The organism is Myroides marinus, from assembly GCF_900109075.1.
Lineage (GTDB): Bacteria > Bacteroidota > Bacteroidia > Flavobacteriales > Flavobacteriaceae > Flavobacterium > Flavobacterium marinum_A.
In genome coordinates, this window is record NZ_FNYS01000013.1 from 77,914 (window position 1) to 93,554 (window position 15,641).

A 15,641-nucleotide genomic window follows, 5' to 3' on the forward strand; every position below is an offset into this window, starting at 1 on the left:
CCAAGTAGATGTGTCTATAATTAACCAACCTAAACTCAACAACTATGACACAAAACGCTCTTTACAAAGGTGTATTGAAAACAATCGAATCAAAGGAAATTGAACTAAACTTAATTGACTCGACTTCTATTTCAAAAGCTTACGAAATGATTCAATTTTTAAGATTACTACTTATAAATCTAAAACAAGAAATACTTCAAGTGGGGTTCAAAAATCAAATAGACGAAATTGATTTTTTTAAAGTAATTAAGCCTCAAGTCTTAGGTAAACTAATCTTTTACAACAAACTCTATTCTATAGAAACAAGTTGCCCAATAGATATTGTTGTTAAGAATAAATACTATCATAAACATCTACAAGAATTAAACCTTGAGTATAAGAAGTATTTTGCTCACAATGAATTTTATAAATACTATAATGCAAATAGAACAGATAAAGACATCGAGTACTTTACCCTTGGTAAAACAGATTTACTCATCGGTATAAACAGTTTTATCTTTGAAATAGATGCTCTTTTCTCCACCTATTATGATTATAAAATAGCTCGTATAATAGCTCATGACTTACTTCAGAATTATCTTCATGAGAAAATACAAGAATATGATATTGGCAACAATTCAATATCTTCATCTAACTTAGTATGGTCAGAGTCTCAAAACGCTCTTATAGAACTTATCTACGCACTTTATCTATCAGGGTCAATTAACAATGGGAAAGGGGAAATACGCAAAATAGCGGTGTTGTTTCAACAAGTTTTTGGTATAAAGCTTTTGGATATACATCATGCCTTTCATCGGATGAAAACAAGAGCTAAATCCAAAACGTGTTATTTAGATAAACTAAAGGAAGTGTTAGAGGAATATATGAATAAAGAAGGTTGGTAAATACCAACCTTCTTTATTTATTATTTGAATTCCATTTTTTGAATACGAACAGCATTTAATATAGCTACTAAGGCCACTCCAACATCTGCAAATACAGCTTCCCACATTGTTGCAATACCTCCTGCTCCTAAGATCAAGACAATTACTTTAACAATTAGTGCCAAGGCTATATTTTGAATTACAATCTGGCGTGTCTTTTTCCCAATGAGCATTGCAGTCGCAATTTTAGAGGGTTGATCAGTTTGAATAACAACATCAGCAGTTTCAATAGCAGCATCACTACCTAATCCACCCATTGCTATCCCTACATCACTTAATGCTAACACAGGAGCATCATTAATACCATCTCCTACAAAGGCTAACGATTTATTAGGATTCTCTCTTTTAAGTTTCTCTACTTGTTCTACTTTTCCTTCAGGAAGTAATCCTCCCATAGCAAAATCAATATTTGTTTCTTTTGCTACTTTCTGGGTAATGCTATCCTTATCCCCACTAAGCATTACAGTTTGCTCAACACCTATTGCTTTCATACTGACAATTGCTTGTTTGGCATCTGCTTTAATTTGATCTGCTATAGTTATATATCCTGCATAATTATTTTCTATTGCTACCACGACAATACTTTCTACTATAGAATCAATCTCTTGTGGATAAATAATGTTGAATTGTTTTAATAAAGCTGTATTTCCAACTAAAATAGTTTGACCATCCACTTTACCTATCAATCCTTTACCTGAAATTTCATGTACTTCTTCAGCTATTTTTTCTGTTGGATAAGCATCGACAATAGCTTTAGCTATAGGATGAGTAGATTGTTTTTCTATAGCAGAAACAATTTGTACAAAAACACTTTGTTCTATGTTAGTTTCGACTTTCTGTACCTTAAATACCCCCTCAGTCAAAGTACCTGTCTTATCCATTACTACAATATCTAATTTAGCCATTAACTCTAAGAAATTAGACCCCTTGAAAAGAATACCATTTCTTGAAGCTGCACCAATACCACCAAAATAACCTAATGGAACAGAAATAACTAAAGCACATGGACAAGAAATAACTAAAAATACTAAAGTACGTTCTAACCATTGAGTAAAAATATATTCACTACCTAAAATGAAATAAGGAATAACAGTTAAAGCAATAGCTAAAAAGAATACAATAGGTGTATATATCTTAGCAAATTTTCTAATATATAGTTCTGTTGGAGCTTTGCGAGTACTTGCTTCTTGAACCATTTCCAAAATTTTAGCCAGAGAACTATCTTGGTATAGTTTAGTTGTTTTAACCTCAATTACATTTTGTAAATTAATCATACCAGTTAATACTGTTTCTCCTTTTTCGTAAGTAGAAGGTTTACTCTCCCCAGTTAATGCAGCAGTATTAAAGCTTCCTTTATTAGTGATTAATTCTCCATCTAAAGGAATTTTCTCCCCAACCTTTACTTGTACTATTTCTCCAATAACTACCTCTTCTGGATTTACAACTATATATTGATTATTGCGAAATACAGTGGCTTCATTTGGACGAATATCAAGTAGCGCCTTAATGTTACTCTTAGCTCTATTAACAGCATTTTCTTGAAATATTTCCCCTATCGTATAGAATATCATAACAGCTACTCCTTCTGCATATTCATTAATAAAAAAGGCTCCTAAAGTAGCTACTCCCATTAAAGTAAACTCATTAAAGAATTCACGTTTTTGTATTAATAATACGACAGCTTGTTTTAAGACTGGAAAACCAACAGGTAAATAAGCTATTGCATACCAAACGAATTGAAGTAATTGATTATTGACAAACCACTCTAATTTTAAAATATTCCCCATTGTAATTCCACTGAAGAACATCACTAAACTAAAAATTACAAGCTTTATCATATTATTACCTTCATGGTTGTGATCATGCCCATCATTACTTGAGTGATTGTGATCTTTACTCTTTTGTTTTACATTTTTTTTGGCACTCATAATTAATGTTTTTTGAAGTTATTAAACAAAGATATAAAGTTACCTTTTATCTAAAAAAATAAATTAATTCTTTGCAATGGTATTGCATTTTAATAAAAAAAATCAAAAAACATCGATAAAGTTATTTTTATTTCAAAATATCATTTTATTTATGATTAAAAACAAAACTATTTAAATAATTTGTTTTTTTATCTATATAAATCAAATTATTTTTTAATATAACTTTGCAACAGAGTTGCAAATAACATAAAAAATAAATATTAATTAAATTATTCATGTTAAAATACGTACTTTTACACTATGAAAGTTTTACAAAAAATATTATCTATTTTGATGCTTACACTTATTGTAGCATTTACACAGTATCCTTGTGCTGATAGATATTTTGTGAATACTACCCAAGTAGAAAAACTTATAACACAAGAAGGTAACGCCTCTGATCAATCTATTGCTACAATAGATATGTGCTCTCCTTTGTGTACATGTATTTGTTGTACGATAATTTATAGTACAACAATATTTACTCTCCCTATTACTACAACAGTTTTATTTTCTTTTAATAAAACTCCTTTATATTTTGATAAAAAAATTGAGAAAATTGATTTAACTATTTGGCAACCACCAAAGATCATGTCCTAAATTAAAGTATTTATAAATGGTTACAAACAGTAAGTCAGTAGTATCTGCACTGTATGAGTAAACGATATATCTAATACAATAGATTATAAATACAAAAAAGAGTTACTTTAATTTAAATAATGACATAAATGTTAGATAAAATCATAAATTTTAGTATCCGTAACAAGTTTATTGTTGGATTATTTGTTCTTGGATTAATCATTCTTGGGACCTATTCTGTAATGAATTTACCTATGGATACACAACCTGATATCACTAATAATCAGGTTCAAATTATCACTACTTCACCTACTTTAGCTACTCAAGAAGTAGAACAATTTATTACCTATCCCATAGAGCTAGCTGTAAAACCAATTCCTAATATAAAGGAACTACGTTCTATCAGTAGATTTGGATTAAGTGTGATTACGGTAGTATTCACAGAAGACACCGATATATACTGGGCACGAGCTCAAATTTCTGAAAGGTTAAAAACCGCTCAAGAGAATATTCCTGATGGAGTAGGAACACCTGATTTAGCACCTGTTAGTACGGGATTAGGTGAAATATACCAATATGTAGTCTATCCAAAAGAAGGATATGAAGAAAAGTACAATAGCATGGAGCTTCGTACCATACAAGATTGGATCATCAAACCACAACTTATAGGAGTAAAAGGAGTAGCTGAAGTAAATACTTTAGGAGGACAACTAAAACAATATGAAATAGCTGTAAAACCAGATCTTCTTAAAAGTATGGATACTTCTATACTTGAAATATTTAATGCTTTAGAAGCTAATAACGAAAATACAGGTGGAGCTTATATTGATAAAAAACCTTATGCTTACTTTATTCGTAGTGTAGGTATGGTTAAAAATATTGAAGATATCCAGCGTATTGTCGTTAAAACAAATAATGGAATTCCCGTACTTATTAGAGATGTTGCTGATGTACGCATAGGAAGCAGTATTCGTTATGGTGCTGTGACAAAAGATGGACAAGGAGAAGATGTTAGCGGAATGGTAATGATGCTAAAAAACTCTAATACACAAGAAGTAGTTAAAGCTGTTAAACAAAGAATGGCTCAGATAGAAAAAACCCTTCCTGAAGGCGTTACTGTCAAACCTTTTATTGATAGAACAAAACTAATTGACAAAACGGTTAGTACCATTCAAACGAACCTAATCGAAGGGGCCTTAATTGTTATTTTTGTTTTAGTTCTACTTTTAGGGAACTGGAGAGCAGGACTGATTGTTGCTTCTGTTATTCCATTGGCTCTGTTATTTGCAATCTCTATGATGAAGATCTTTGGAGTAAGTGGTAATCTTATGAGTTTAGGGGCTATAGATTTTGGATTGATCGTCGACGGAGCTGTTATTATCGTTGAAGCTATTGTACACCGACTCCATGCTGGAAAAAATAGAGTTTTAACCCAAGAACAAATGAATAATGAAGTGTTTTCAGCTTCTTCAAAAATAAGAACAAGTGCATCCTTTGGGGAGATTATTATCTTAATTGTGTACTTGCCTATTCTTGCCTTAACAGGTATTGAAGGTAAAATGTTTGGCCCTATGGCTATGACCGTGTCATTTGCGATTTTAGGAGCTTTTATTCTATCCCTTACTTATGTACCTATGGCGTCTGCTCTTTTCTTATCTAAAAAAGCAGGGAAAGAGAAACCTAACTTTAGTGATAAAATCATTGATAAATTATACAGTTGGTATAAACCCCTTTTAGAAGGTGCTTTTAGAATGAAAAGAATTGTATTGCTGATTGCTTTTGGATTATTTGCTTTTGCCATTTTTGTCTTTGGCCGTATGGGTGGAGAATTTATTCCAACTTTAGATGAAGGTGACTTAGCGACAAATTTGATTATCTCTTCTGGTAGTTCATTATCTCAACAAATAGAAACAACAACAAGAGCAGAACAAATATTAAAAGAACGCTTCCCTGAGGTAAAAATGATTATTTCAAAAATTGGTAGTGCAGAGATTCCTACCGACCCCATGCCAATGGAGGCGGCAGATATGATTATTATCTTGAAAGAAAAGAAAGAATGGACTTCTGCTAAAACCAAAGAAGAATTAATTGCTAAAATGGAAGAGGCTTTAGAAGAAATACCAGGTATTGGAACTGAATTCTCTCAACCTATACAAATGCGTTTTAATGAATTAATGACAGGAGTTAGAAGTGATGTTGCTATTAAGGTATTTGGAGAAGACTTAGATCGTTTAGCAAGTATTGGAGATGAAATTAATGGGCTGATCACAACAGTACCTGGAGTAGCAAGTACCAAACTTGAAAGAGTAACTGGACTACCTCAAATTTCTATAAAATATGACCAAGATAAACTTGCTTTATATGGCTTAAAAGTATCAGACATCAGCCAGGTAGTAAGAGCAGGATTCGCAGGAGAGAAAGCTGGTTCTGTCTATGAAGGAGAAAAAAGATTTGACTTAGTCATTCGATTAAATCAAGGAGATAGACAAGATATAGAAGACATAAAAAATGTGTTTATCCCTTTACCTAATGGTGTGCAAATACCTTTAGGACAAATTGCAAATATTGATTACGAAGATGGGCCTCAACAAATCAGTAGAGAAGATGGTAAAAGACGTATTGTTCTTGGTTTTAATGTTCGTGAGCGAGATGTAAAAAGTGTAGTAACGGACATACAAGCACTATTAGACAAAAAACTCAATATGCCTGATGGTTATTTTATTACCTATGGAGGGCAATTTGAAAACTTAGTAGATGCTACTAATAGATTAATGGTAGCGGTACCTGTAGCATTAGCTTTGATATTTGTACTATTATACTTTACGTTTAAATCAACAAAACAATCATTAATGATCTTTACTGCTATTCCTTTATCCGCAATAGGTGGAGTTTCAGCGTTATGGTTAAGAGATATGCCTTTTAGTATTTCTGCAGGAGTAGGATTCATAGCACTCTTTGGAGTGGCTGTACTAAATGGTATTGTACTTATTGGCCAATTTAATCAACTAAAAAAAGAAGGTATGAATTTATATGAAAGAATTATAGAAGGGACTAAGATACGTCTGCGTCCTGTCTTACTAACCGCTATGGTTGCCTCTTTAGGTTTCTTGCCAATGGCACTAAGTACAAGTGCTGGTGCTGAAGTTCAAAAACCATTAGCTACGGTAGTAATTGGCGGATTAATATCTGCTACAATACTGACTTTAATTGTACTCCCTATCATCTACTACTATGAAGAAAGAGGATTAGGTTTAGGAAAAAGAAATAAAGCTATTGTAGCTTCTACTCTACTGTTGTTAGTTGGAGTTGGAGTACAAGCACAAGAAGTTAGAAAACTAACATTAGAAGATGCGCTAAGACTTAGCGTAGAAAACAATAAAGGAATTAAAGCAGCGGAGTTAAATACTAAAGCTCAGAAACAGATGACTTCCACCTATTTTGATCTTGCCAAAACAGATGTAACAACTGGTTTTGGATATTTAGATTCTAAAGACAATACGGATATTAGTATAGCTGTATCCCAATCTTTTTCTCCCTTTACCTATGGCAAGAAAAAAAAGGTATTAAATAAAGGATATGAAACTGCGGTTTTACAACAAGATAGAACAGTTATTATTACTGATTATGCCGTTAAACAGGCTTGGGAGAACTTAGTATATGCATTATCTAAAGAAGTCTTATTAACAGAGCAAGCTAATTTATTAAAAGACTTCTCTAAGTCTGCAAAATTGCGTTATGACACTGGAGAAAGTACCTTAATGGAAAGTAATGTCGCTTCTGCTAAAGAGCAAGAGTTAAGAGTATTAATTACACAGAATAAAACTGTAATTAACAATGAAACCTCTAAACTAAAAGCACTTCTGAATCTGGAAGAAGACTTTGTTCCCATTAATCCTAAAATAGTCTATGATAAACATGATGTGGACAGCAATTTTGATTTAACCTTAAACAATACCATACAATTAGCAGAAAAAGAGATAGAAACAATTGAGGCTAATAGAAATTTACAGAAAGCTATGTTATTACCTGATTTTTCTATTGGGTATAATATTAAATCTAGCTCTGGTACAATAACGGGAAAAGATGGTATACCAACTACTTATGGTAAAGATTTACGCATACCAAGTTATACCATAGGCATTTCTATTCCTATCTTCTTTGGAAGTCAATCTGCTAAAATTAAAGCAATGAAATATGAAACGCAGCAAGCAACTGTGCAGAAAGAATACTTTTTTAAGCAATTAGAAGAAAATGTTCAACAGCAGTTTGACATTATTAAAGCTCAGGAAAAAGTAATCGATTATTACCAAGAAAATGCTTTAAAAAATGCTGCATTGATCAAAGATCATGCACAGAAATCATACAATAATGGAGATATATCTTATGTAGAATACATTCAATCAGTAGAAACTGCATTGACGATACAAATGAACTATTTGGATGCTATTCTACAGTATAACTTAAGTCATAACACACTTCATTATTTAGTAAACCAATAATATAAAAGAAATGAAAAAGTCAATCATATTTTTATCCCTAGCTACGAGCATTTTACTATTTAGTTGTAAAAATGCTGAAGGAGGTAATTCCGAAGAGAAAACAGAACAATCTACTCCTTCTAAAGAATCTAGCGATCAAGCTAAGAAAGAAGGCGAATCTGCAAATAAAGAAGTAGAGTTAACACAAGCTCAATACACTGCTTCAAAAATTCAATTAGGCCAATTACTTCAAAAAAACTTAAGTAATGTAGTACGCGTAAATGGTAATACAGAATTACCTGCACAGAGTCAAGCGGATGTATCCTCTTTTCTAAGTGGAACAGTGACTAATATTTCTGTTAATCTGGGAGATTATGTAAAAAAAGGACAAACAATTGCTACTATTGACAGTCCTGAATACATACAACTGAGAGAAGAGTACACCATATCTAAAAACACCTTAGATTACTTAGAACTGGAATATAAACGTCAAGAAACATTAAGAGAACAGAATGTCAATTCTGCAAAGACTTATCAAAAAACGAAATCAGACTTAAGTATAGAACGTGCTCGATTCCAATCGTTAAGCAATAGGCTAAGTCTAATAAATGCTGGCGCTGGTTCTAAATCAATTAGAATAGTATCACCTATAAGTGGTAATATTTCAGCGATTCCAATTAAAATCGGATCAAGTGTTATCGCTGGACAGTCTTTATTTTCTATCGTGGATAATTCTAAACTACACTTAGATTTGATGGTATATGAAAAAGATCTTCCTTCTATTAAAGTAGGGCAAAAAGTATCATTCTCATTTACTAATATCAACAAATCAGAAGTTACAGCTACTATTTTTAGTATCAGTAAGTCATTTGAACCAGGAACCAAAACAGTACTTGTTCACGCAAACATAGATAAAACAGAAGAAACATTAATTCCAGGATTATACGTTAATGCTTTAGTGCACATTGGTGAAAAAACAGTAGAAGCCCTTCCTAACGAAGCCATTATTAAAGCCGATGGACGTGAATTTATCTTTATTTTAGAAGATATTGAAGAAGAAAAAGGAGTAAAAAGTTATCATTTCGAAAGAATCGAAGTCAAATCAGGAGTGTCTGAATTAGGGTATACCCAAATTACACTTTTACAAGACCTACCTGAAGATAGCCAAATCGTTTTTTCTGGAGCATACTATATACAAAGCCATTTAGCCAAAACAGATGGCGGTGCACCTGAACATGGACACTAAAACTAATCTTAAAAAACAACCAGGTGTTTAAACCTGGTTGTTTTTAAAATTCCTTATCAATATTACCCTCAAAAGTAGAATACGTTTAACTAATGATTCCATCAACATGAAACTAAAATTCTTATTTGTATTATTTGTTCTATTTAATGCACTAAACTTAAGCGCAAATTCAAACACACTTAACTTTAAAAATACAGAAGATTATTCATTTCAGATCATTTCTTCCGATACATTAATACCAAAAAACTTTTGGCAAAAAGATGCAGTCAAAATAACTTTTGTACCTACTGTTTTCTTTGGAGCTACAGCTGTAACTTGGAACGGAAGAGAACATATTCTTGAAACAAGGAATAAATATATTCCTGAGTTCAAAAATACTTTTGATGATTATTTGCAATATGGGCCAGGGGCATTAGCTTTTGGTCTAAAAGCTGCAGGAGTAAAAGGAAGAAATAATATGAGACGTAGTATTTATAACTACGCAGGTAGTATGTTGATTACAGGGCTTTTTGTTAATAGCTTAAAATATACAACTAAGGTAATGAGACCTGATGGTAGTACAGCCAATTCATGGCCTTCTGGTCATGCCGCAACAGCTTTTTCTAATGCCGCTTTTTTAGATAAAGAATATGGTTTAGTTAACCCTGCTTATTCTATAACTGGGTATGGAATGGCTATTATGACGGGTGTGGGGCGTAGTATAAATAATAGACACTGGTCTTCAGATATTTTAGCAGGTGCCGGATTCGGTATCCTATCAACCAATCTAGCTTATTTTTTTATTGATAAAATCTATGGAAACCAAGGTGATAACTTGAGCCTATTGTCCAAGTTTGAAGGTAATGAAAACCCATCTTTTTTAGCAGTAAAATTAGGAGCAAGCTTTAACAGTAATAACTTATTAGAATTACACAAAGATGGGCCAGATGCGAAAGTTGGCTGGGAAGCTGGTTTTGAAGGAGCTTACTTCTTTAATAAATCAATAGGAATAGGAGGAGATTTTACAATATCAGGTTACCCCCTCTCTCAGAATAATGTAAATGGTTTAGAAAACCCAGAAGTATTTAAAGATTATAATTTATCTTATACAAGTTCTGCTTTAGGTTTTATGAATTTTGGAATAGGTCCCTATTATGCTTTTCATTTTAGTGACAGCTTCAATTTAATGTTAAAAACTACAGCAGGGTATGCTTTTGGTGCAACGGGAAAAATTGAAGCAAAACAAAACGACAGTACTATATTTTTACCTGATACTATAAAAGATAATATGACTGTTGCTTCATACAAACCTCATAGCTCTTTTAGATGGTCAGCAGGTAGCTCATTAACTTACAACTTAACAGATCAATTAGGTCTAACATTATATGTTGACTATTCTAGTACAAAACCAACAATAATTTATACTCCTGAAAACCCTCTATTAAATTTAGATTCTAACAAACCTAATTCTAATAAGGCAGATTTGCACTATGTAGCATCAGGATTAAGACTTACAGCTTATTTCTAATAATAAAAGGACTTTTTTTAAAGACTACTAAATCCAATATAAAGTAGTTACATCAATTATGATAGATTATTCACGGAGCTTTATTTAATTTTAAACACAACATTAATTTTTATAAATATGGGACATCATGGTAGTAATCACAGACCGGTTTGGGGAAACAATCCTGGATCAGGTAATCATCATGGACAAGCATGGGGAAACAATTCAGGATCAAGCAATCATCATAGAAGAGGTTGCTTTAGAAATTTTGTCTTATTCTTTGGAATAGGAATAGGAATTACAGGAGCTTTACTTTATTTTTTATAAAATTGTAATTAAAAATCCTCATAAAAATGATAATATAAAAGAGCTACCTTGTCTAGGTAGCTTTTTTATTATACAATAGATATCACTGCAAACTTTGTAAAATCATAGCAAAACTATTTTAGTTATTACTTAATTTTTTTCTTAAACAATTAATAAACAGCAATTTGACACACTTGTATTAAAAATCATGTATACAATAGTTTTGAAATAATATAAGCAGGTTAACATCTGTCATAAAAATGGACTTATCTGTAAATATGAACTAATAGAATTACCACTGTTTCTCTTTAAAACGCTCCCTACTTTTACTCAAAATGAAACTAAATATACACCCCGACAACACAATAATACCATAACAAGTATGTCATTTCATAACAAAATACATCAAATTACATTAGTTAACTAATAATATAAAATAAACACAACAAAACACTGAAAAACAAAATAAAAATAAACAAAAGCTAAAACTAATATTTTTACTAAAATATTCGCTTCCATCAATCAAAAAAACAGGTTATTATTTAACTTTTTAGTACTTTTTTAATACATTTAAAATCATTATATTTGATTTTAACCTAATTTGCTAAGGTGAGCTATTAGGTGAGTTGGTTTTTTACAAACAAGACAATTGATTGATTTAAAGATATTTACGAGGAGTGGTTCGAATCCTGCCACAACTAAAAATTAATGTTGGTTTGCAATTCATTTTGCAAATCAACATCTCATTTTAACGCCAACCTCTTCTTTATTATTCCAGTAATACTAAGCACTCCTATTCTCCACATAAATTAGTTGTTTAATCTTAAAAACAACTATTATGGACAATCAAATCACAAAAGAAGATTTAAGGCTGTTTAGTCAAACAATCGTTACAGAATTAAAAGAGTTTTTTAATCAGAAATCAAGTGAGGCATCACTTGAATGGGTAAAGGCAAAAGTCGCAAGGCAACTACTTAGTATCTCAGCAGCTTCACTACAAACACTTCGTATTAGTGGAAAGCTTAGATATAGAAAAATACTTGGCTCCTATTATTACAATAGAATTGATATTGAAAACCTTTTTAATAAATAGTATATGTGTATATCCAATAAACTACTTCGTTATATTGTAGAGCTTAAAAATGATGCTAAACTCAATGTTTGGCATTTTGCTCTACTTCTTGGGATTATTCAGTTTGCATTTTTACAAAAACAAGGTAAACTAATTAGAATAAGTAGGCATAAACTGATGAAATACGCTCATATTACCACACTTCCTACATATCATAAATACTTAAAAGAACTCCAAGAATTAGGTTATATAAAATATACTCCCTCGTATCACCCTGACATGCGTAGTACAGTTGAATTATTGCATAAAAGCCTATGATTGTACAAGGGAGTAATTACTATCAAACTAACTTAGTTATGATATCTATTAACTGAGTTAGTTTTTCTTGATACTACTCTTAGCCACAAATTTCTCAAACTCTTGATTTCTATTTTGCATAATAGGCCCATGACCAAAACATATAATAGCTGGATGCAGTTTCGCTAATTTTTGAAGCGATTGAATATTTCTCTGTTGATCTGAGGTAAATATATTGGGTGGAAGATGTAAACCTCTAATTGTAGTAAGCAGATTCATATTAGCAGCAGCATCACCTATTATCAATACCCCATCTTTTTCTCTAAATAAAGATATATGACCATCAGAATGTCCTGGTGTCTCTATTACTCTAAAATTTCCAATCATATCATTTTCAACTATTGTAGTTGTAACTATATGTCCTTGACCTGCCCAATACCTCTGCTGAAGTTTTGCTACCAAATTTTGAGGATTTGGATAATCTTTAGTCACCATACCTGTTTCTGTTCTAAAGACTTCGTTAGAGTGACAAAACAAAGGGATAGAAAAATCCGTACATATCTGATCACTACAACCTTGATGGTCTGCATGTGCATGGGTAAGTACATGCTTGTGGATTGGAATTTGTTGCAGAGCTTTTTTTATAATTCTATAGGAGCTTCGTATTCCTGAATCGATCAAAACGCCTTCGATAATATAACAGTTGATACTATTTCGTGGCATTAAAGGTACTTGAAATACCTCCTGAGCTATTTGATGTAACATGTTTTTTTATTCAAAACTACATTACTACTCTTAAACTGGATGTAGACATTTGTCCTATAATGTATTCTTATGTATTTGTCCTTTAGCTCGTGTAAGCGATCGTTGTGTGATTCCTAAATAAGATGCTAAGTCTTGAGTTGTTACCCGCTTAATAAGCATTGGTTCGTTAAACAACATATAACTATACTTCTCTAAAGCCGTCTTATTATTATAATTCAGCATGTACTTCTGCTTTTGATTATATTCCTGTTCTAAAACTGATTGTATAATTTTGTTCCAAGCTGGTACTTTATCAAGTAGATACAAATAGTCTGAATAACTTATTCTATAAATTACACAATCTTCTATAGCTTTAATATTTCTTGTAGAATTTTCCTGAGATATAAATTCTGAAAATGAAGTAACAAATTCATTCTCAAACTTAAAACAAGTTATATTTTCCCTTTCTTCTTTGTCACTACCATACGCTTTAACAGCACCAATAGCAACAAAACCTATATAACGACATACTTCGTTCTCACGAATAAAAAAATCACCCTTTTTTAATAAAACAGGTTCAAAAAAATGTGAGGATAGATTAATCTCGTCACCTTTTAGCCCTCCTATTGAAACTAGACAACTTTCAAATATATCAACCCTTCCAATGTCATTCATTACCTTATTTTTGTTATTAATCTTTTATTGAGCTATATCTCAAGTTCAATATTCAAAATTAAAAAAAAATTAAAACCTATGTATCTTCATTACTTAGTCTCAAAAACATAATCAATAGTAATCCCTCGTATCACCCTGACATATGTAGTACAGTTGAATTATTGCATAAAAGCCTATGATTGTACGAGGGAATAATTACTATTAAACTAACTTAGTTATAATATCAATTAACTGAGTTAGTTTTTCTTGATTAAGATTTAAGGATTCAAGCTTCTCAAGCAAATTCTTATACTCTGGAGTTTTCTTAGTAGCTTGTCCTTCTAACTTACCTTTTAATATCTGCATTTCACTCTTGATAGCTTCCTCTTCCGTTAAAGCATATTCCTCTGTTTGCTTAACAGAGTGATGACCTAACATTTCTTTGACCACATGAATAGGAACTCCATTACCAAGCGTTACAGTACTACCGAAAGTTCTTCTTGCTTTGTGAGTATTTAATTCACTGATTTCACAAAGAGAAGAAATTTCTTTTAAATAGGCATTCATCTTTTGATTAGATCGAACAGGAAGCACTACATCTTTTCCAATACAATCAGGATGGTTTTTATACTTTTCCATTATCTCAATAGCTTTAGGTAGTAATGGAATAGTGATATTAGCATCTGTTTTTTGTCTATTGGTTCTTATCCACAAATTACCTTCAACATCTTTTGTAATATCACTTTTCTTTAGTTGAAATACATCAATGTAGGCAAGTCCTGTGTAACACTGAAATACAAACACATCCCTTACAATAGATAACCTTTCATTATCAATCTCTTTACTTTCCAATATAGAGAGTTCTTCCCTACTTAAAGGTTTTTTATTGAGCTTACTCTTCTTAGGTTTGTATTGTGCAAAAGGATTAGAAGAAATTATTCCCTTTGCAACAGCTCGTAGAACAATCTTCTTGAAGTTTGAGATATACTTTATAGTCGTATTGTTGGAACACGCTCTAACAGTCTTTAAATAGTGTTCATATTCAAGGATAAACTCATGATCCAGCTCTCTGAACTCAATATCATCTTTATTATAAACTTTTTTAATAAATTCTCCTACATGAGATCTTGCTGTTACATATCTCTCATACGTACCAGGAGCATATTCTTTAGGTACAAGTTTAAGAACTTCATCGTTGTGTTTTTGGAACTCCTCTAAGACCTTTACCTTACCTGTCCCTTTACCTTGTACATAGTCCATAAGAACAGAAGTAGTAATTGGTTGACCATTGCTTAAAAGCTCCAACTTGTAGTGATTGATTTTAGATACAATCGTATCCAATAGAAAATTAAGAGTCCTTGCCTCTTCTTTTGTACCAAGTGCGCGACCTGACTTCTGGTTCCATCTATTGATGTCCCATTTGTGATTAATGGAAGTCTCTCTAGCGATTCCATCTACGATGATTCTAAGGTAAACCATCCTTAAATCACCTCCATCTCTTCCTTTCTTAAGGAAAAAACTAATTGATAAGCGTTTTTCTAACATAATTCAACTGTTTAAAATTAGTAATAAATGTCGAATTAAAACACTTCAAAATCAAGATGTAAATCTCTTTAACCCCTTACTATCACTGAGATTAAGCTAATTTTTGTGGCACAGAACAAAACTTGCTTTCTGTGCCACGAATTAGCCTTGTTTTTTTGAGCATTTTTGAAAAAAATGCGATAGGGCTAAAAAAGAAAAAACCTATAATTCACTGAGAATCATAGGTTTTAAGCTGTTTTGATGACTTTTAAAAAGTTATCTTTTATAAATCAGCGGAGAAAGAGGGAATATAACCTATATATAAATAGAATACCTTGTAATGTTATTGTTTTGATTTATTGATA

The 15,641-nt window shown here is 31.7% G+C and carries 11 protein-coding genes; 7 read left to right on the forward strand and 4 right to left on the reverse strand.

The window, feature by feature from the left end; translation table 11 throughout:
• Positions 1-44: 44 nt before the first annotated feature.
• Complete coding sequence (locus tag BMX53_RS13110) at positions 45-884, forward strand: RteC domain-containing protein (RefSeq protein ID WP_074746837.1); 840 nt, start codon at positions 45-47, stop codon at positions 882-884.
• A gap of 20 nt (positions 885-904) precedes the next feature.
• Here BMX53_RS13110 and BMX53_RS13115 read toward each other — a convergent pair whose 3' ends face one another.
• Positions 905-2,851 carry a heavy metal translocating P-type ATPase gene (locus BMX53_RS13115; protein ID WP_074746839.1) on the reverse strand — a complete coding sequence of 649 codons (1,947 nt, stop codon included), beginning with the start codon at positions 2,849-2,851 and terminating at the stop codon, positions 905-907.
• 300 nt (positions 2,852-3,151) lie between these two features.
• Here BMX53_RS13115 and BMX53_RS13120 point away from each other — a divergent pair, with 300 nt between their 5' ends.
• The 6 genes from BMX53_RS13120 to BMX53_RS13140 all read left to right on the forward strand — a co-directional run bounded on the left by BMX53_RS13120 (position 3,152) and on the right by BMX53_RS13140 (position 12,078).
• Positions 3,152-3,490, forward strand: coding sequence for a DUF6660 family protein (locus BMX53_RS13120; RefSeq protein WP_074746841.1), 339 nt, complete (start codon positions 3,152-3,154; stop codon positions 3,488-3,490).
• A gap of 128 nt (positions 3,491-3,618) precedes the next feature.
• Entirely contained in the window at positions 3,619-7,968 is a 4,350-nt protein-coding gene (locus tag BMX53_RS13125) for a CusA/CzcA family heavy metal efflux RND transporter (protein WP_074746843.1), read from the forward strand.
• A gap of 10 nt (positions 7,969-7,978) precedes the next feature.
• A complete protein-coding gene (locus BMX53_RS13130) occupies positions 7,979-9,193 on the forward strand; it encodes an efflux RND transporter periplasmic adaptor subunit (protein ID WP_074746845.1) in 1,215 nt (404 codons plus the stop codon).
• 106 nt (positions 9,194-9,299) lie between these two features.
• Positions 9,300-10,700 carry a phosphatase PAP2 family protein gene (locus BMX53_RS13135; RefSeq protein WP_074746847.1) on the forward strand — a complete coding sequence of 467 codons (1,401 nt, stop codon included), beginning with the start codon at positions 9,300-9,302 and terminating at the stop codon, positions 10,698-10,700.
• Between the two features lie 117 nt (positions 10,701-10,817).
• The gene (locus BMX53_RS19000; protein WP_143061427.1) at positions 10,818-11,006 is read left to right on the forward strand and encodes a hypothetical protein; all 189 of its coding nucleotides are present in this window, start codon (positions 10,818-10,820) and stop codon (positions 11,004-11,006) included.
• Between the two features lie 817 nt (positions 11,007-11,823).
• Positions 11,824-12,078 carry a MerR family transcriptional regulator gene (locus BMX53_RS13140; protein WP_074746849.1) on the forward strand — a complete coding sequence of 85 codons (255 nt, stop codon included), beginning with the start codon at positions 11,824-11,826 and terminating at the stop codon, positions 12,076-12,078.
• 354 nt (positions 12,079-12,432) lie between these two features.
• Here the strand turns inward: BMX53_RS13140 and BMX53_RS13150 are convergent, their stop codons facing one another.
• From BMX53_RS13150 to BMX53_RS13160, 3 genes are all read right to left on the reverse strand, one after another.
• Entirely contained in the window at positions 12,433-13,119 is a 687-nt protein-coding gene (locus tag BMX53_RS13150) for an MBL fold metallo-hydrolase (protein WP_074746852.1), read from the reverse strand.
• 54 nt (positions 13,120-13,173) lie between these two features.
• Positions 13,174-13,773, reverse strand: a complete 600-nt coding sequence (locus BMX53_RS13155) for a Crp/Fnr family transcriptional regulator (protein ID WP_074746854.1) — start codon at positions 13,771-13,773, stop codon at positions 13,174-13,176.
• Positions 13,774-13,974: 201 nt separating this feature from the next.
• Positions 13,975-15,297, reverse strand: a complete 1,323-nt coding sequence (locus tag BMX53_RS13160; RefSeq protein WP_074746856.1) for a site-specific integrase — start codon at positions 15,295-15,297, stop codon at positions 13,975-13,977.
• Between the last annotated feature and the right edge of the window lie 344 nt (positions 15,298-15,641).